The organism is Rhizobium sp. SJZ105 (assembly GCF_007828365.1).
Taxonomy (GTDB): Bacteria; Pseudomonadota; Alphaproteobacteria; order Rhizobiales; family Rhizobiaceae; genus Agrobacterium; species Agrobacterium tumefaciens.
On the sequence record NZ_VIUP01000011.1, the window covers coordinates 33,539 to 50,932 of the forward strand.

Here is a 17,394-nt window from a genome sequence, read left to right on the forward strand (position 1 = left end):
ATCAGCCTGTTGCATTGATGTTTCGGGTTGGAAAAATCGCCATGCGTTTGATGCATGTCTGAGGTGCAAGCTTGTGTCTGTGAAATGCAGAAAAAAATGATATCTTCAAATCATCGAAACGGATGTACCTCCTCCCACATTCTTTCGGTAATGCGGGTGATCCTACTCCTCCTCCCAAGGATTGCCCCGGGGACAGCGGTTTCCTCCTCCCATATCGCTGTTCAATCTTTCAAGAAGCCTGCCGCACCTCCTCCCGCGGCAGGCTTTTTTGTTTTCAGCGCCGGGCGCCGTTTTCAGGCAACCCGCTTTTTATCTCCACGAGAATGGTTCAGTCGAAAGCCATCATGCCGATGGGCGTAACGGCACGGGTGCCCGCGCGCTTGGCAAGTGCGTAGGAAAGGCACTGTTCCACGGCGTCCTGCGGCACAGGTTTTACGATAACGCCTGCGCCGATACCGAGATTGACCACCACTTCCGGATTTGCCGTCATGAAGATCACCACGACGCCGTGATCCTGCGAAAGCCGCCTCCCGATCTCCGGGCCGGTCTGGCCGTCGGCGAGATTGACGTCTACAAAGGCAATATCTGCGCGGCTGCCGAGTGCCACGGCCTGATCCAGCCGGTTGGCGATGCCGATGACGTCAGCTTCCTCTTCCGCCTGCATAATGGAATCTTCGATATCCATCGCGATGAGAAATTCGTCCTCCACGATCAGCACACGCGGTTGTTCCGTGCGGAAACCCGGTTCGTTTTGCAGGATGTATGCGGACATATGACTGCCTCCATTCCATGCGCTTTAGCGCGGTCGGAAGGCAAACACCTGCCGAAGCAACTCGTTCCAAAGTGAGATAAACATGGTGAATACAGTGTAAACGGACCGGCTTTTCGGCTATCACCTCTAGATAGCGAAGCAGTTGATTCGGTTTGGTTTTCATCCGGGGAAGGGGTCGGAGACAGTCGCCGTAGCGCATCTTTCGCCCCTGGAGCACAAGCCTTTAGCCGCAAGCGGGGCAAAGGCTTGCATGCAAATTCAAAGCGTTACAGCGTCCTTCACGCGCCAGGAAGGACATGCAGGAACGTTGCCGATCATTCGCGTGCCGCGGTTAAAAAACGGCGCGAGACCCTATGAGTTTAGAAAGAGAATAAGACGATGACCCAGTCTCCGCGCGCTCCAATCGCCCGCAATACGCCCAATATCGCTGTTATCGGCGTCGGTGGCGGCGGCGGAAACGCGATCAACAACATGATCGACGAGGGCATCGGCGGCGTTGATTTCATCGCCGCCAACACGGATGCGCAGGCGCTGAAGAAAACCAACGCGCCAAGGCTCGTGCAACTCAGCTCCGAACTTACAGGCGGGCTGGGTGCCGGGGCTGATCCGGAGGTTGGCCGGCAGGCGGCAATCGATTCGCTTGACGAGATCATGGATCACCTCAACGGTTACGACATGTGCTTCATCACCGCCGGTATGGGCGGCGGTACCGGCACCGGTGCTGCGCCCGTCATCGCGGAAGCGTGCCGTGCGAAGAACATCTTGACCGTCGGTGTCGTCACCCTGCCGTTCAGCTTCGAGGGCGCGCGCCGCATGCGTGCTGCCGAATATGGTTTCGCCAATCTGCTTAATACCGCCGATACCGTCATCGTCATTCCCAACCAGAACCTGCTGCGTATTGCGGATGCCGGCACGACCTTTGAAAGTGCCCTGAAGACGGCGGACAAGGTCCTGTCCCTCGGCGTGCGCTGCATTACCGATCTCATCCTGCGCGAAGGCCTGGTCAATCTCGACTTCGCCGATGTGCGTTACGTCATGAAGAATGGCGGACGCGCGCTTATGGGCACGGCGCAGGCCAAGGGTCCAAAACGCGCTTCGGAAGCGGCAGCAGCCGCCATCGCCAACCCGCTGCTCGGCGAACCGTCGCTGAAGGAGGCACGCGGCGCACTTGTGTCGATTTCCGGCGGTAACGACCTGACGCTTTACGAGATCGACGAGGCGATGACGCTTGTGCGCGAGGCAGTCAGCGAAGAGACCGATGTGGTGATGGGCGCGTCCTTCGATCCGACGCTGGACGGCGCTTTCAAGATTTCCGTCGTGGCCACCGGCCTGCGTAACTGAGGTCCCTACCTCGAAGCGGTGCTTTGTACAAAAGCAGCGATGTCACAAATTGAATTATTGAAGCCGTCGCGGGTAATTTTCGTGACGGCTTTTTGTTGTTTTTGAACAATTATTCCGCCATTCGAGGGGCAGGTGCTGCAACGCGGCGTTGATATGGAAAAAATATAATAGTACTCTTTATGTCGACAAAAGGGATTTGGTTATGACGGATATAATTGCTTCTGCCGAGCGTAAGCGTGGCTCCGGCGTGAAGATGGTCTACGATCTGCTGCGCGACGAGATTCTCGATCTGGTTCTGCCACCGGGTAGTCCAATCGATGAGGTGCAGCTTGCCGAGCGGTTCAAGATGTCGCGCACGCCCATTCGCGAAGCGCTGGTGCGGCTCTCGGGCGAGGGGCTGATCGATACGCTGCCGAACCGTTCGACCATGGTGTCGACCATCGATTTCCTCAATATGCATACCTATTTCGATGCGCTGGTGCTGATGTACCGGGTAACGACCCAGCTTGCTGCCCAATATCACCGTCCGGAAGATCTGGCCGGCATCCGCGCCCATAATGCGGAATTTGCCATTGCGGTGGAAGAGCAAGACGCGCTGGCGATGATTTCCACCAATGCGGCCCTGCACCTTTCCATCGCCGAAGCCGGGCGCAACCCCTATTTCACCAGTCTGTTCAAGCGTCTGCTGGATGAGGGACGGCGCATCTTGCGGCTGTATTACCAGTCCTATGATGATCGCCTGCCGAAACGTTTCGTCGACGATCACGATGCGATCATAGCGGCGATCGCCGCGCGCGACACTGTTCTGTCCGAGAAACTGGCCCGCGAGCATGCCGAACAGATCGTGCAGCAGGTGCAGAAACTACTGGTGCGCAATGAGCGGCTGGAAATAAATCTGTAGCTTGTCGATTTCTTGTCGACAAATAAAATACAAGATTGTAATGTCCTTGTTGAAAGGGTGGCGCGGAGGTGCGTCCATTCCCGAAAAACTGTCCCTTAGGAGCTAGTAATGACGGCCAGCATTTTTTCCGGCGTGATTCCCGCCTTGATGACCCCCTGCAAAGATGATCGCACCCCCGATTTCGACGCGCTTGTCCGCAAGGGCAAAGAGCTGATCGCCGATGGCATGTCTGCCGTCGTGTATTGCGGTTCCATGGGCGACTGGCCGCTTCTTTCCGATGAGCAGCGCATGGAAGGCGTGGAACGTCTGGTGAAAGCCGGCATTCCGGTCATCGTCGGCACCGGCGCGGTCAACACGGCATCTGCCGTTGCGCACGCCGCCCATGCCCAGAAGGTTGGCGCAAAGGGCCTGATGGTCATTCCGCGTGTTCTTTCGCGCGGCTCGGTCATCGCTGCCCAGAAGGCGCATTTCAAGGCCATCCTTGCGGCCGCTCCCGAAACGCCCGCTGTCATCTACAACAGCCCCTATTACGGTTTCGCCACCCGCGCCGATCTCTTCTTCGCGCTGCGTGCGGAACACAAGAACCTCGTGGGCTTCAAGGAATTCGGTGGTCCGGCGGATATGCGTTACGCTGCTGAAAACATCACCAGCCGCGATGATGAAGTCACCCTGATGATCGGCGTCGATACTGCCGTTGTCCACGGCTTCGTCAATTGCGGCGCAACCGGCGCGATCACGGGCATCGGCAATGTCCTGCCGAAGGAAGTCATCCATCTCTGCAAGCTGTCGCAGGCCGCCGCCAAGGGCGATGCGGACGCCCGCGCCCGCGCGCTGGAACTGGAGCAGGCGCTCGCCGTCCTCTCCTCCTTCGATGAAGGCCCGGATCTGGTTCTCTATTTCAAGCACATGATGGTGCTGAAGGGCGACAAGGAATATACGCTGCACTTCAACGAGACCGATGCCCTCAGCGACAGCCAGCGCGGTTATGTCGAGGCGCAGTTCAAGCTGTTCAACAGCTGGTACGCCGACTGGAGCAAGCTTCCGGGTGCGGTTCAGGCCTGCAAGGCTGCCTGATTACTTTCTGCAGTGAAAAAGGCCCGCATTTGCGGGCCTTTTTTCGTTTTATGAGGTTCGATAGATATCCTTCGTCATGCCTGATTGGGTTCGGCATGACGAAGGACTGATGTCAGGAGACGGCGTCCATCCCCTGTTCCAGCAGCCGGTCGAGACCGGCGATTTCGGCGGCGGTCAAGGTGATGCCTTCGCTTTCCGATTTGGCGCGTGCAGTGAAGCGGCGGCCGGAGGGCAGGCGGGCACCTTGGCCGATAATGGCGTCGAACAGGATTTCCGCCCGCTGGAAAGGATCGCCCGGACGGCCCTTGGCGAAGGCTTCCGGGGAAAAGGCGACGATAAGCTCGCCATGGAACGGCGCAAGCGTTGTGGTTCCGAGATACTCCAGTACTTCAGGGCTGGTCAGGTCACCAATCATGATACCCGCGAGAAGCTCGATCATGGTGCCGATCGCCGAACCCTTGTGGCCGCCGAACGGAAGCATGGCGCCGGCAAGCGCAGCCTCTGGGTCGGTCGTCGGGTTTCCGTCGGCATCCACGGCCCAGCCTTCAGGCAAAGATTTGCCCGCGCGACGGTGCAGTTCTATCTCGCCGCGCGCCGCAACAGATGTCGCGAAATCAAAGACATAGGGTGAAGTGTTCTTACGGGGCCAACCGAAGGCGAAGGGGTTGGTGCCGAGCAGCGGCTTGGTTCCGCCAGTGGGGGCGACGGTGGAATAGCTCGGGCACATGACCAGACCCGCTAGACCGTTCGCTGTCAGCCCCTCGACTTCCGGCCAGAGCGCCGAGAAATGCGTACAGTCATTGATGACGAGCGCGGCGATGCCGGTGCGTTTCGCCCGCTCCACCAGAACAGGCAGGCCAAGCTCGAAAGCGGGGTTGGCAAAACCGCCATTGGCGCTGACTTTCACGATCGCTGTGCCGTCGTCTGCGGCCACCTCCGGCATCGCATCGGGCTTAACCTTGCCTGCCTTGACGGTGCGCAGGGCGCCTTCGATGCGGTAGATGCCGTGCGATTTGCAGGCGTCGCGCTCACCGGCAACAATAACCCGCGCAAGCGCTCCCGCCTGCACGGCATTGAGCCCCGCCTTGCGGAAAATAGCTTCGACCCGCTGAAAAAGCCCGTCGATGGTCAATGTGGTGTTGTCGCTCATCATAATCCTCCGATATTGGGCTCGCACATTTTGAATACATAAAGTATACAACGGTCATTCTATTGCAACTTGTCTTTTCGGCATTCTGCGTCCGGTGCCCATGCCTGCCACAAGCGCCGGGATGAGAGTAGGGCGGAACTGCCCAACCAGGGCGTCATTTTCACGTGCTCTTCGGTCCCGAATTGCAAGCTCGCTGCCGTAGCACTGTTCGCTGTTGCAAAAATTCTTTTTGTATACTCATTGTATTTTTATGTTGATTTATCGCCTCCATGGGGAAATAGTGACCTCGCCTTCAATGGCAGAGCAATTCTGGGAGCAAATCAACAATGAAAAAATCGGTCATCGTCGCCGGCCTGCTGGCCGCCACTTTCGCTATTACTCCGGCCAAGGCCGACAAGCTTGACGACATCATTTCGTCCGGTACGCTGCGCTGTGCGGTCGTGCTCGACTTCCCGCCCATGGGCGCGCGTGATGACGCCAACAACCCGATCGGCTTCGATGTCGATTATTGCAACGATCTCGCAAAGGCGCTCGGCGTCACGGCTGAAATCGTCGAGACACCTTTCCCGGAACGTATTCCGGCGCTGATGTCCGGCCGCGTCGATGTTGGCGTTGCCTCCACGTCCGATACGCTTGAGCGCGCCAAGACGGTTGGCATGACCGTGCCTTACTTCGCCTTCGAAATGGCTGTCACCGCCAACGACAAGTCCGGCGTCAAGTCCTTTGAGGACATGAAGGGCAAGACCGTCGGCGCGACTGCCGGTACGTTTGAAGCCATTGCGCTCGAAAAGACCGTCAAGGAATGGGGCGTAGGCGAGTTCCGTCCTTACCAGACGCAGGCCGATGTGTTCCTCGCGCTCAGCCAGGGCCAGATCGACGCCACCGTTTCGACCTCGACCGTTGCACAGGCCAACGTCAAGACCGGCAAATTTGCCGGCATCTCGGTGGTCGGCAAGGCACCTTATGACATCGATTATGTCGCTCTCTTCACCAACCGCGATGAATATGGCTTCATCAATTACCTGAACCTGTTCATCAACCAGCAGGTTCGCACCGGTCGTTACGCCGAACTCTACGGAAAATGGGTTGGCGGCGAAGTTCCTTCGCTCACCGTCAACGGCGTCTATCGCTGATCAGAACTTTTCCCAAACGGCGCGGTCGGATCGATCGCGCCGTTGATCGTTTCTGAAAAGGTGAGACGGTTATGTTCAATTATACATTCCACTGGAATCAGGCGCTGAAGGCTTTGCCGCAGCTGCTGGACGGTGCGGTGGTGACGCTGCAGATCGCGATCCTGTCGATGGTGATCGGTCTTTCCTGCGCCATCGTGCTGACCCTGTTCCGGCTTTCCGGTAACCGGATATTGGGTGCCATTGCCGCCGTCTGGGTGGAAATCGCCCGCAACACGCCGGCGCTGTTCCAGATTTACATGGCCCATTTCGGCCTTGGCAATTTCGGCATTCATCTTAGCCCCTATACGGCACTTCTGGCCGGCATCGCCTTCAACAATGCGGGCTATCTTGCGGAGAACTTCCGTGGAGCGCTGAAGGCGATACCGGATACGCAAACGCGCTCCGGCCGTTCGCTCGGCATGACGTCGATGCAGACCTTCCGCCTCATCATCATGCCGCAGATGCTGCGCGTCGCCTTTCTGCCTGCCACCAACCAGATGGTCTGGGCAATCCTGATGACCTCGCTCGGTGTCACCGTCGGCATGAATACGGATCTTGCCGGTGTCACGCAGGCCTTGAACGCCCGTTCGTTCCGCACCTTCGAATTCTTCGCGCTTGCCGCGGTCATCTATTACGTGATCGCCAAGATCGTCACGCTTGCCGCCAGATTGCTGGCCGCTCGTCTGTTTCGTTACTGAGAGAGGTGCGCCATGTTTGAAACCGCTCTCACCTGGAGTGATCTTGCCTTCCTTGCCAAGGGCGCGGGGATGACGCTTGCCGTCACCGCCGTTGCCGTGACGGCTGGCACCCTCATGGGTATCATCTTCGGTGTCATCCGCTTCCAGCTCGGGGCCTATTGGTCGCTGCCGCTGACCTTCGTGCTGGATGTTTTCCGCTCCGTGCCGCTCCTCATCCAGCTGGTGCTTGGCAATGCCTTCCAGTCGATCGCCAAGCTCGGCTGGCCGCCATTCACCACCTCATGCGTGGTTCTGTCGCTTTATACGGCGGCCTACTGCACCGAGATCGTGCGTGGCGGCATCGAAGCGGTGCCGTCGAACACGCGCCGCGCCTGCCGTTCACTCGGCATGACCTGGTCGCAGGACATGCGCTACATCGTGCTGCCGCTTGCAACTCGCGTGTCGTTGCCCGCCTGGATCGGCCTGACACTCGGCGTCATGAAGGATTCGGCGCTGGTGCTGTGGCTCGGACTTATCGAGCTTCTGCGTGCCTCGCAGATCCTCGTCACCCGCCTGCAGGAACCGCTGACCATTCTGATGATCTGCGGCGCCATCTATTTCCTTATCAGCTTCCCCATCGCCCGTTTCGGCGGGTATCTCGAAAGACGGTGGTCCCCCAATGATTGAGATCGAAAACGTCCGCAAATCCTTCGGCCCGCTGGAGGTTCTGAAAGGGATCAACCTGACCGTCAACAACGGCGAGGTCGTCACTATCATCGGTGGTTCCGGCTCCGGCAAGTCGACGCTGCTGACCTGCATCAACGGCCTGGAGCCGATCGATAGCGGCAAGATCGTCATCGACGGCACCGAGGTGCATGCCAAATCGACCGACCTCAACAAGCTGCGTCGCAAGGTCGGCATCGTCTTCCAGCAATGGAATGCCTTTCCGCATTTGACGGTGCTCGAAAACGTCATGCTGGCGCCGCGCAAGGTGCTTGGCATTTCGAAAGAGCAGGCCGAGGAAATCGCGGTCAAGCAACTGACCCATGTAGGTCTTGCCGAGAAGCTGAAGGTCTATCCGAACCGCATGTCTGGCGGTCAGCAGCAGCGTATGGCGATTGCCCGCGCTCTTGCCATGTCGCCGGAATATATGCTGTTCGACGAAGTCACCTCAGCGCTCGATCCGATGCTGGTGGGCGAAGTGCTCGATACGCTGAAGATGCTGGCCGACGAGGGCATGACGATGATCTGCGTCACCCATGAAATGGCCTTCGCCCGCGATGTGTCGAACCGTGTCGCCTTTTTCCATCAGGGTGTGATGGCGGAAATCGGCACGCCGGATCAGCTTTTCGGCGCGCCGCAGCACCCCGAGACGCAGAAATTCCTGTCGAGCGTGCGGTAATGTCTGCAAACAATGTCATCGTCATAGGGGCCGGCGTTGTCGGCCTCTCGGCAGCTATTGCCGCGCAGGGACGCGGCCTTTCGGTCACGGTTATCGATCGCGAAGGCCCGGCGGCCGGCGCTTCCGCCGGTAACGCCGGTGCCTTCGCCTTCACCGATATCCTGCCGCTCGCATCCCCCGGCATTCTCTGGAAAGCGCCGAAGTGGCTTCTCGACCCGCTCGGGCCTCTCAGCGTCCCGCCTGCCTATGCGCTGAAGATTGCACCATGGATGTTCCGGTTCTGGCGCGCCTGTGCCGCCTCGAAGGTTGAACATTCCACCGCCGCCCAGACGGCGCTGATGGACCTGTCGAAATCTGAACTTGAGCCGTTTCTCAGGAGAACCGACACGATTGCCATGCTGCGCAAGGAGGGCAATCTCCAGGTCTATGAAAGCGAAGCCGAATTCGAAGGCTCGCTTGCCGGCTGGAAGGCGCGCGAGCGTCATGGCATCGAGTTCCGGCACCTGAATGCCGAGCAGATGGCCGAGATACAGCCGGGCATCGCACCGCGTTTCACCTGCGGCACCTTCACGCCCGGCTGGCATTCCATCGCCGACCCAAAGCTCTATACGCTGGCTCTAGCCGAGCATTTCCGCAGCATCGGCGGTCGTATCGAACGTCTCGACATCGCAGCGCTCAGGCCGCTGGAAGACGGTGTGGAAGTGGTGAGCCATGACGGGCGCACCCGCAAGGCCGGGAAGGTGGTATTGGCGGCGGGCGCATTTTCGCATCGCATTGCCCGTTCGCTTGGGGAAAAAATTCCGCTCGAAACGGAACGGGGCTATAATACTACCCTGCCTTCAGGCGCCTTCGATCTGCGCACGCAGGTGACCTTCGGTGGCCATGGTTTCGTTGTCACGCGGCTTTCGACCGGCATTCGCGTCGGCGGTGCAGTGGAGCTGGGCGGGCTCGAGCTTCCGGCCAATTTCGCCCGCTCCGAGGCGCTTCTCGCCAAGGCGGCAAGTTTTCTGCCAGGCCTGAAAACCGAAGGCGGCAAACAATGGATGGGTTTTCGCCCGTCGCTGCCCGACAGCCTGCCCGCGATTGGTGCGGCGCGCCACACGGCGCGGGTGGTCTATGCCTTCGGCCACGGCCATCTGGGGCTGACGCAATCGGCCGGCACGGCCCGCATCGTCGCCGATCTACTGACGGGGCAAAAACCCGCCATCGATACAAGGGCATTTTCGCCACAACGTTTCTAGAGGATTTTGGCTTTTCTCCGAAACGCAAAAATTCTCTAGTTTTTTTTACGCATTTTCCAGACGTAAAACCGCTACGCACTTTTACTGGAAATGCTTTTGGGGAGATTTTCGATGTCTTCTTCCGGTTCGACAACAGCCGTTCCTCAGGCGCGCAGCATCCTGCCGGGCGCGGCTGAAGGCGTGGTGATCGCCACGACAGAGGCGCTGAGTTTCTGGGGCGGTGTCGATCCCGCCACAGGCAAGGTGATTGACGTGCACCACCCGCTGCACGGCGTCTGTCTCACCGGCGGTGTGCTGTTCATGCCGTCAAGCCGTGGCTCCTGCACCGGTTCTGGCGTTTTGCTCGATCTCATCCTGACTGGCCGCGCACCCTCAGCGCTTGTCTTCTGCGAGGCCGAAGACGTGCTGACGCTCGGCGCGCTGATCGCTGCGGAAATGTTCGGCAAGCCTTTGCCGGTTCTGCGCCTGGACGCGGAGAATTTCGCGCGGTTCTCTCAAGCCTCTCATGTGCGTATCGATGAAAATACCATTGAGGCTGATGACGTTTCCCTCGCGATCGCGCCGCCTGCGACGACGCATCTCGATCTCAAGAATGACGACAGGGCAATGCTCGAGGGCCGCGATGGCATCGCCGTGCAGCAGGCAATGCGCATCATTGTCGCCATGGCCGCCCAGCAGGGGGCATCAGCGCTCGTCGATGTCACGCAGGGTCATATTGACGGCTGCATTTATGCCAGTCCCGCCAATCTCACCTTTGCGGAGAAGATGGCGGAGATGGGCGCAAGCGTGCGCGTGCCGACGACTATGAACGCCATCTCGGTGGACAAGGCGCATTGGCGCGCGCAGGGCGTGCCGGAGGATTTCGGCGATCCCGCCGCAAGGCTGGCGGATGCCTATGTACGCATGGGTTGTCGCCCCACCTTCACCTGTTCGCCATATCTGCTCGACAGCGCGCCGCAGGCCGGCGACATGATCGCCTGGGCCGAATCGAATGCCGTGATTTTCGCAAATACGGTTCTCGGCGCACGCACGGCTAAACATCCGGATTTTCTCGATCTCTGCATTGCCTTGACGGGCAGGGCGCCATTGTCCGGCGTCTATCTTGAGGAAAACCGCCGACCGCAACGCATTGTCGATGTCGCTTTGCCTGAGGATATCAATGACGCCTTCTGGCCGCTCATCGGTTATCTCGCTGGCAAGGCAGCCCCCGATTGCATTCCGCTTCTGCGCGGTCTTGGTGCAGCAAAGCCTTCGCGGGATGATCTGAAGGCGCTCTGCGCCGCTTTCGGCACCACGTCTGCGGCTCCCATGCTGCATATCGGTGGCGTCACCCCGGAAGCGAGACTGGAGCCGGTCGAAACGGCGGAAACCGTCACAGTTTCGCTTGCTGATATGGCCGCAGGCTGGTCGCTTCTGAATGAAGGACCAGAGGATGTGCAACTGGTTGCCATCGGCAGCCCGCATGCCTCGCTGGAGGAATGCCGCGCGCTGGCGTCCGCCTTCAACGGACGCAGGCGTCATGCAAATGTTGCCGTCATCGTCACTGCCGGACAGCAGGTCATCGACGCAGCAGAACGGGACGGCACCCTGCAAAGCCTGCATGACAGTGGCGTCCAGGTACTGCCTGATTTGTGCTGGTGCTCGATTTCCGAACCGGTCTTTCCGACCAGGACGCGCGCGCTGATGACCAATTCGGGCAAGTACGCCCACTACGGTCCTGGCCTCAGCGGCCGCGCGGTGCGTTTCGGCAGCCTTGCCGACTGTGTTGAAAGCGCACTGACCGGCCGTGCTATTTCCCGTCTTCCATCCTGGCTTTCCTGAGGAGCACTAAATGCGCAGTATCAAGACAGTTCACGTCATCTCCGCCCATGCGGAAGGCGAGGTGGGTGATGTGATCGTAGGCGGCGTCAGGCCGCCGCCCGGCGAGACGATCTGGGAACAGAGCCGTTTCATCGCCCGCGATGAGACCCTGCGCAATTTCGTGCTCAACGAGCCGCGCGGTGGCGTGTTCCGCCACGTCAATCTTCTGGTGCCGCCAAAACATCCTGACGCGGATGCCGCCTTCATTATCATGGAGCCGGAAGATACCCCGCCCATGTCGGGCTCCAACTCCATCTGCGTTTCCACCGTGCTTCTGGATGGCGGTATCGTGCCAATGCAGGAGCCGGAAACCCATATGCTGCTTGAAGCGCCGGGCGGGCTTGTGAAGGTGCGTGCCGAATGCCGCAATGGCAAGGCCGAACGCATTTTCGTGCAGAACCTGCCGAGCTTTGCCGCGAAGCTCGATGTAGAACTCGAGGTCGAGGGTCTCGGTACGTTGAAGGTGGATACGGCCTATGGCGGCGACAGTTTCGTCATCGTCGACGCCGAGGCGATGGGCTTCAGCCTGAAGCCGAATGAAGCGCACGAGATTGCCCGTCTCGGCGTGCGCATCACCAATGCCGCCAACAAGGCTCTGGGTTTCGAGCATCCCGAAAACCCCGATTGGCGTCATTTTTCCTTCTGCCTGTTTGCGGGCAAGGCGGAGCGCACGGTTGAGGGCCTGCGGGCAGGTGCCGCCGTCGCCATCCAGCCTGGCAAGGTGGATCGCTCACCGACCGGTACGGCGCTTTCGGCCCGCATGGCGGTGCTGCATGCACGCGGTGAGATGAAAGAAGGCCAGACGCTGACGGCCGTGTCGCTCATCGGCTCCACCTTTACCGGTCGCATTCTGGGAACGACAACGGTGGGCGACCGCCCGGCCATCCTGCCGGAAATTTCCGGCCGCGGCTGGATCACCGGCATTCACCAGCACATGCTCGATCCTTCCGATCCATGGCCGGAAGGATATCGTCTGACGGACACTTGGGGCGCTCGATAAGGACGATACACTGTACTTACCTCATCCCTGTGACCAGCACAGGGATGAGGGAGGGAGCGCCTCACCCGCCCACCCGCTTCGTTGTCTCCCTGACGATCAACTCGAACCCGACATCCACCCGCGCACCTTCGGGAACGGCAGCGCCTTTTTCCGCTTCCAATATGGAAAGCAGCAATTCGCCCGCTTTGCGGCCGATCATCTGGGCGTCTACACGGATCGTTGAAATCGCCGGATAACATTGCCGGCCGATGTCGAAATCGCCGAAGCCGAGGATGGAAATCTGTTCGGGAACGCGAATGCCGCGACGATGACACTCCATCAGTGCGCCGACGGCGGAAATATCGGAGACCGCGAAAATGCCTTCGACATCCGGCGCCTTCGCCAGCAACGAGCCGAGCGTTTTGGCCCCATGGTCGTAGGAGACTGGGGCGCTGCCCTCGCGGATGATGAGGTCGTCGGCAATCCCGGCTTCGCGAAGTGCAGCACCAAAACCGAGCAGACGGCTTTCGCCGCGCCAGTCCTTTACATCGCCATCCGCACGCGATCCCAGTGCGCCAATTCTCTTAAATCCAAGCGATATTAAATATTTGGCGGCGTTTCTTCCCACTTCGTAGTTGGAAAAGCCGACCGCGTGGTCGATGGGATGTTCGGGAACGTCCCAGATTTCCACAATCGGGATGCCGGCGCGCATCAAAACTTCGCTCGCCATCTTGGTATGCACCGTTCCGGCAACGACTATGGCGTCGGGCCGGCGCTCCATCATGGTGCGGATGACGCGCTCCTCCTCCTGGAGATCGTACATGGTATAGCCGATCAGCAGTTGATAGTCGGCGGCGCGCAGAGCATTGGCGAGCCCCTGTGCGCTGTCGGCGAAGTTGGAGTTGGTGAGCGTCGGCAGGATGGCGGTGATGAAATTGGTGCGCCGGGAAGACAGCGAACCGGCGATTCTATCTGGAACATAGCCCAGCTTCTCGATGGCCTTCATCACCTTCTGGCGCGTGTCCTCAGACACCAGCGCCGGATCGGCCAGCACCCGCGAAACGGTCATCTTGGAGACGCCCGCGAGTTTCGAGACGTCGCTCATGGTTGCTTTTTTTGACGTGACTAACGCTGCGGCCAAGGGCGTGCGCTCCACCAAAGCATGTCTCCCTGAATTAGAACCGGTTCAGGACAAGACATACACGAAGATATCAAGGGAAAGCACGCCGCATGATTGCAGATCGGTGCGGCGTGCACCGGATTTATGCGATGCGACGGTAGACGAGGTGATAGAAACGCCCGTCGCACATGCTCATCATCTCGTCCGTCAGCACCCGGCCTTCCAGTCTAACAGGCGAAACCAGCGCTTCTTCCACAGCCTCAATCGACGGATAGTCGATTTCCTGCACCATAATGATGGCCGCCGCGTCCGGGTCCGTACGCTCGGTGCGCATGACGCGCACGGCCTGCGCGTTCGGCATGCGTTTCCAGACCGGCAGAAGCTTTTCCTCGACAATGCGGAAAAACTCCTCCTCCCGACCGGCGTGGATCTTGCCTTCAAAAATTGCCGAGCGTGTATACATGGTTCCCTCCCGAATGAATGCCCGATGCAACAGTTCTGTAGATCGGACTTGCAATGATACCGATAACATGCATTATTGATCCTGCCAAGAACGCGAAATGGTGTCGACCAGAGGAAAATCGATAACCAGCCAAAATCATTGAATTTCATGGGGAATTCTAACAGTTTTGGATCTTCGCGTCTTCTTGGGAGGAGTTTTTTGCAAATCGGGTCGAAATGTTATCGAGAACATTTTTCGGTTTGCGCAAAGGCCGCTGTTCCCGTGCGGACGGCAAATAAAGGGTTGGAGGAGAAACCATGAGCATTTCCAGATTTTTGAAGAACATGACCGTCGCAGTCGGTGTTGCCGCAGCAACGCTTGCCGCGACCACTTCGGCCCATGCCGTCTCGCTCAGCGAGATCACCGCGCGCGGCAAGGTCAAGATCGGCGTTCTCACCGGCGCGCCGCCGATGGGTATGGTGGACGAGAAGGGCAATCCTTCCGGATATGACGTTGATGTCGCCAATCTGATCGGCTCTTACCTGTCGCTGCCGGTCGAACTGGTGCCGCTGACGCCGCCGGCCCGCATTCCGGCGCTCCAGACCGGCAAGGTCGATTTCCTTGTCGCGACGCTCGCTCCGACCGGTGAACGCGCCAAGACCGTCATGTTCACGCAGCCCTACAGCGCCTTCAACATGGACATCATTTCCGGCAAGGACCAGAAATTCGAAAATCTCGACAGCCTCAAGGGCAAGCGCGTTTCGGTCAACCGCGGTTCCTCGCAGGAAACCGCGCTGCGCAAGGCCAATGTCGAAGGTCTCGAAATCGTCGTCTACGAAGACGATTCCACCAGCGCCCAGGCTCTGCTTGCCGGTCAGGTGGATGCCGTCGCCCTGCCGTCCACGGTGGGTGAGGCGATCATCAAGCAGCGTCCGGAAGCCGGTCTGCAGGTCGGTTTCACCTTCTTCCAGCAGGGCAATTCCATGGCGACGAAGATTGAGGATTTCGAGCTGCGTCAGTGGCTGAACACCTCCATCTATCTCATGAAGATGTCGGGCGATCTCGACCGCATCTCGGTGAAGTGGACCGGCCGTCCGCTGCCGCAACTGCCTAGCTTCTGATTGAGCCATTCAACGCGCCCGCCGGGAGAAATTCCGGCGGGCCGGGAAATGTCCACGGAGTGACGCATGTCCTATACATTTCAATTCGGCGCACTTGCCCAATATCAGAACGAATTGTTGAGCGGCATATGGCTGACGATCAAGCTATCGGTCCTCTCCATCGTGCTCGGTTGCGCTTTCGGCATTCTTTTAGCCTCGCTGCGTTCCATCAATGGCGGCATCGTCCGCATTATCGTGGACGGCTATGTTGAGGTGATCCGCAACACGCCATTTCTGGTGCAGCTTTTCATCGTCTATTTCGGTCTGCCGGGGCTCGGCTTTCGCGTTGGAGCCGATACGGCAGCTCTGATCGGCATGACGATCAATCTTGCCGCCTATTCCACGGAAATCATCCGCGCCGGCATCGAGGCGGTTCACAAGTCGCAGATCGAGGCGGGTGAGGCTCTGGGCTTCACCAAATATCAGATCTATCGTCACGTCATCATCGTGCCTGCTATCGCCAAGGTCTATCCTTCGCTGTGCAGCCAGTTCGTGCTGATGATGCTGGCATCGAGCATATGTTCGGCCATCTCCACCCATGAGCTTGCGGCCGCCGCTGCCTTCGTGGAATCGCAGACCTATCGCTCCTTCGAGGTCTATATCGTCGTCACGCTCATCTATCTTGCGCTGGCGCTCAGCCTGCGGCTCATCCTTGCCCTTGTCGGCATGTGGCTGTTCGGCCGCCGCGTGGCGCGCAAGACGATGACCGCCTTGCCGGAGGTGCAGTCATGACACTCAGAACTTTCGGCTGGAACGAGTTCGGCTTCCTGCTCACCGCCCTGCAATGGACCGTGCTTCTGACGATCATTGCGCTCATCGGCGGCGGCCTCGTCGGTTTCTTCGTGGCGCTTGCCCGCACCTCGGATCTGAAGGCGCTGCGTATCGCTGCCGGCACCTATATCCAGGTCATCCAGGGCATTCCGGTGCTGATGATCCTGTTCCTGTCCTATTACGGCCTAAGCCTTGCCGGACTTGAACTGCCACCACTGATTGCCGCCGGCGCATCGATGACGATCTATACGTCGGGCTATCTCGCCGAAATCTGGCGCGGCTGCATCCAGGCGGTGCCGAAGCAGCAATGGGAGGCGTCGGAGTCGCTGGCTCTCACCCGCGCCCAGCAATATCGCTACGTCATCCTGCCGCAGGCGATCCGCATTTCTCTGCCGCCGACCGTCGGTTTTGCCGTTCAGGTCGTCAAGAATACGTCCATCGCATCGATCATCGGTTTCGTCGAACTGGCGAGAGCGGGGCAGCTTATCAACAATGCCACGTTCCAGCCGTTCCGCGTCTTCGTCGCGGTGGCCGTGCTTTATTTCATCGTCTGCTACCCGTTGTCCCAGCTGTCTCGTTGGCTGGAAAGGAGGCTTCATGCCGGAAGTAATCGTTGAAAACGTTCACAAGAGCTTTGGCGCTCTGGAAGTCCTCAAAGGCGTGTCGCTGACAGTCGGCCGTGGTGAAGTTTTCGCCCTCATCGGCCGCTCCGGTTCGGGCAAGAGCACGCTGCTGCGCTGCATGAACGGGTTGGAGAAGATCAATTCGGGCCGCATCGAAATTGCCGGCCATGCGCTGGGCGGAGATGCCACAGCGCTGCGCAAGCTGCGCACCGATGTCGGCATCGTGTTCCAGAGCTACAATCTTTTCCCGCATCTGACGGTCGGCGAAAACATCATGCTCGCTCCGCGCATCGTCAAGGACGTGGCAAAGTCGGAAACGAAGGACATTGCCCGCGAGGTTCTGCAACTCGTCGGCCTGTCGGAGAAATTCGATTCCTATCCCGACCAGCTTTCCGGCGGCCAGCAGCAGCGCGTGGCGATTGCCCGTTCGCTTGCCATGCGGCCGAAGGTGATGCTGTTCGACGAGGTGACCTCTGCACTCGATCCCGAACTGACGGAGGAAGTGCTGACGGTCATGGAAAACCTCGCCAAGGGCGGCATGACCATGATCCTTGTTACCCATGAAATGGCCTTTGCACGCCGTGTGGCGACCGAAACCATCTTCATGCACAAGGGTAAGATCTGGGAACAGGGCCGCTCGGCAGAACTCTTCGCCAATCCGCAAACACCGGAACTCCGGCAATTCGTCAAGGCCGATGTGAAATAGCGC

18 protein-coding genes are annotated in these 17,394 nt (G+C 59.2%); 14 read left to right on the plus strand and 4 right to left on the minus strand.

Features of this window, described 5'->3' with window-relative positions; genetic code table 11:
* Positions 1-328 precede the first annotated feature (328 nt).
* Positions 329-772: a response regulator gene (locus FB593_RS23005; protein WP_004431292.1), complete on the minus strand. Its 444-nt coding sequence runs from the start codon at positions 770-772 to the stop codon at positions 329-331.
* A 378-nt stretch (positions 773-1,150) separates the two neighbouring features.
* On the opposite strand from FB593_RS23005, the gene ftsZ reads away from it, so the two are divergent.
* From ftsZ to FB593_RS23020, 3 genes are all read left to right on the plus strand, one after another.
* Positions 1,151-2,113 (plus strand): cell division protein FtsZ, encoded by a 963-nt coding sequence (gene ftsZ / locus FB593_RS23010; RefSeq protein ID WP_019566702.1) that lies wholly within the window; start codon positions 1,151-1,153, stop codon positions 2,111-2,113.
* Between the two features lie 202 nt (positions 2,114-2,315).
* Entirely contained in the window at positions 2,316-3,014 is a 699-nt protein-coding gene (locus FB593_RS23015; RefSeq protein ID WP_145167024.1) for a GntR family transcriptional regulator, read from the plus strand.
* 108 nt (positions 3,015-3,122) lie between these two features.
* The gene (locus FB593_RS23020; RefSeq protein ID WP_013761087.1) at positions 3,123-4,088 is read left to right on the plus strand and encodes a dihydrodipicolinate synthase family protein; all 966 of its coding nucleotides are present in this window, start codon (positions 3,123-3,125) and stop codon (positions 4,086-4,088) included.
* Between the two features lie 112 nt (positions 4,089-4,200).
* Here FB593_RS23020 and FB593_RS23025 read toward each other — a convergent pair whose 3' ends face one another.
* Entirely contained in the window at positions 4,201-5,238 is a 1,038-nt protein-coding gene (locus tag FB593_RS23025; RefSeq protein ID WP_019566703.1) for an Ldh family oxidoreductase, read from the minus strand.
* Between the two features lie 326 nt (positions 5,239-5,564).
* On the opposite strand from FB593_RS23025, the gene FB593_RS23030 reads away from it, so the two are divergent.
* The 7 genes from FB593_RS23030 (at position 5,565) to FB593_RS23060 (ending at position 12,590) form a co-directional block, all read left to right on the plus strand.
* Positions 5,565-6,371, plus strand: coding sequence for a transporter substrate-binding domain-containing protein (locus tag FB593_RS23030; protein WP_013761084.1), 807 nt, complete (start codon positions 5,565-5,567; stop codon positions 6,369-6,371).
* Between the two features lie 71 nt (positions 6,372-6,442).
* Positions 6,443-7,108: an amino acid ABC transporter permease gene (locus tag FB593_RS23035; RefSeq protein WP_019566704.1), complete on the plus strand. Its 666-nt coding sequence runs from the start codon at positions 6,443-6,445 to the stop codon at positions 7,106-7,108.
* A gap of 12 nt (positions 7,109-7,120) precedes the next feature.
* Positions 7,121-7,774: an amino acid ABC transporter permease gene (locus FB593_RS23040; protein WP_004431304.1), complete on the plus strand. Its 654-nt coding sequence runs from the start codon at positions 7,121-7,123 to the stop codon at positions 7,772-7,774.
* The gene (locus FB593_RS23045; protein WP_004431309.1) at positions 7,767-8,489 is read left to right on the plus strand and encodes an amino acid ABC transporter ATP-binding protein; all 723 of its coding nucleotides are present in this window, start codon (positions 7,767-7,769) and stop codon (positions 8,487-8,489) included. The genes FB593_RS23040 and FB593_RS23045 overlap by 8 nt, the downstream gene beginning before the upstream one ends.
* Positions 8,489-9,730: an NAD(P)/FAD-dependent oxidoreductase gene (locus tag FB593_RS23050; protein WP_025594922.1), complete on the plus strand. Its 1,242-nt coding sequence runs from the start codon at positions 8,489-8,491 to the stop codon at positions 9,728-9,730. Before FB593_RS23045 ends, FB593_RS23050 begins: the two co-directional genes overlap by 1 nt.
* A gap of 111 nt (positions 9,731-9,841) precedes the next feature.
* The gene (locus FB593_RS23055) at positions 9,842-11,551 is read left to right on the plus strand and encodes an aconitase X (protein ID WP_035200406.1); all 1,710 of its coding nucleotides are present in this window, start codon (positions 9,842-9,844) and stop codon (positions 11,549-11,551) included.
* A gap of 10 nt (positions 11,552-11,561) precedes the next feature.
* Positions 11,562-12,590, plus strand: a complete 1,029-nt coding sequence (locus FB593_RS23060; protein ID WP_145167025.1) for a trans-3-hydroxy-L-proline dehydratase — start codon at positions 11,562-11,564, stop codon at positions 12,588-12,590.
* Between the two features lie 61 nt (positions 12,591-12,651).
* On the opposite strand, the gene FB593_RS23065 is transcribed toward FB593_RS23060, so the two are convergent.
* Positions 12,652-13,674, minus strand: a complete 1,023-nt coding sequence (locus FB593_RS23065; RefSeq protein ID WP_019566709.1) for a LacI family DNA-binding transcriptional regulator — start codon at positions 13,672-13,674, stop codon at positions 12,652-12,654.
* 157 nt (positions 13,675-13,831) lie between these two features.
* Positions 13,832-14,152 (minus strand): hypothetical protein, encoded by a 321-nt coding sequence (locus tag FB593_RS23070; RefSeq protein WP_004431319.1) that lies wholly within the window; start codon positions 14,150-14,152, stop codon positions 13,832-13,834.
* A gap of 296 nt (positions 14,153-14,448) precedes the next feature.
* Between FB593_RS23070 and FB593_RS23075 the strand changes: the two genes are divergently transcribed.
* The 4 genes from FB593_RS23075 (at position 14,449) to FB593_RS23090 (ending at position 17,391) form a co-directional block, all read left to right on the plus strand.
* A complete protein-coding gene (locus FB593_RS23075; RefSeq protein ID WP_004431321.1) occupies positions 14,449-15,252 on the plus strand; it encodes a transporter substrate-binding domain-containing protein in 804 nt (267 codons plus the stop codon).
* Between the two features lie 66 nt (positions 15,253-15,318).
* On the plus strand, positions 15,319-16,023 hold the full coding sequence (locus FB593_RS23080) for an amino acid ABC transporter permease (protein WP_004431329.1): 705 nt from the start codon (positions 15,319-15,321) through the stop codon (positions 16,021-16,023).
* Entirely contained in the window at positions 16,020-16,679 is a 660-nt protein-coding gene (locus FB593_RS23085) for an amino acid ABC transporter permease (RefSeq protein WP_003505666.1), read from the plus strand. Before FB593_RS23080 ends, FB593_RS23085 begins: the two co-directional genes overlap by 4 nt.
* Positions 16,660-17,391 carry an amino acid ABC transporter ATP-binding protein gene (locus FB593_RS23090; RefSeq protein WP_004431334.1) on the plus strand — a complete coding sequence of 244 codons (732 nt, stop codon included), beginning with the start codon at positions 16,660-16,662 and terminating at the stop codon, positions 17,389-17,391. Before FB593_RS23085 ends, FB593_RS23090 begins: the two co-directional genes overlap by 20 nt.
* Positions 17,392-17,394 lie beyond the last annotated feature (3 nt).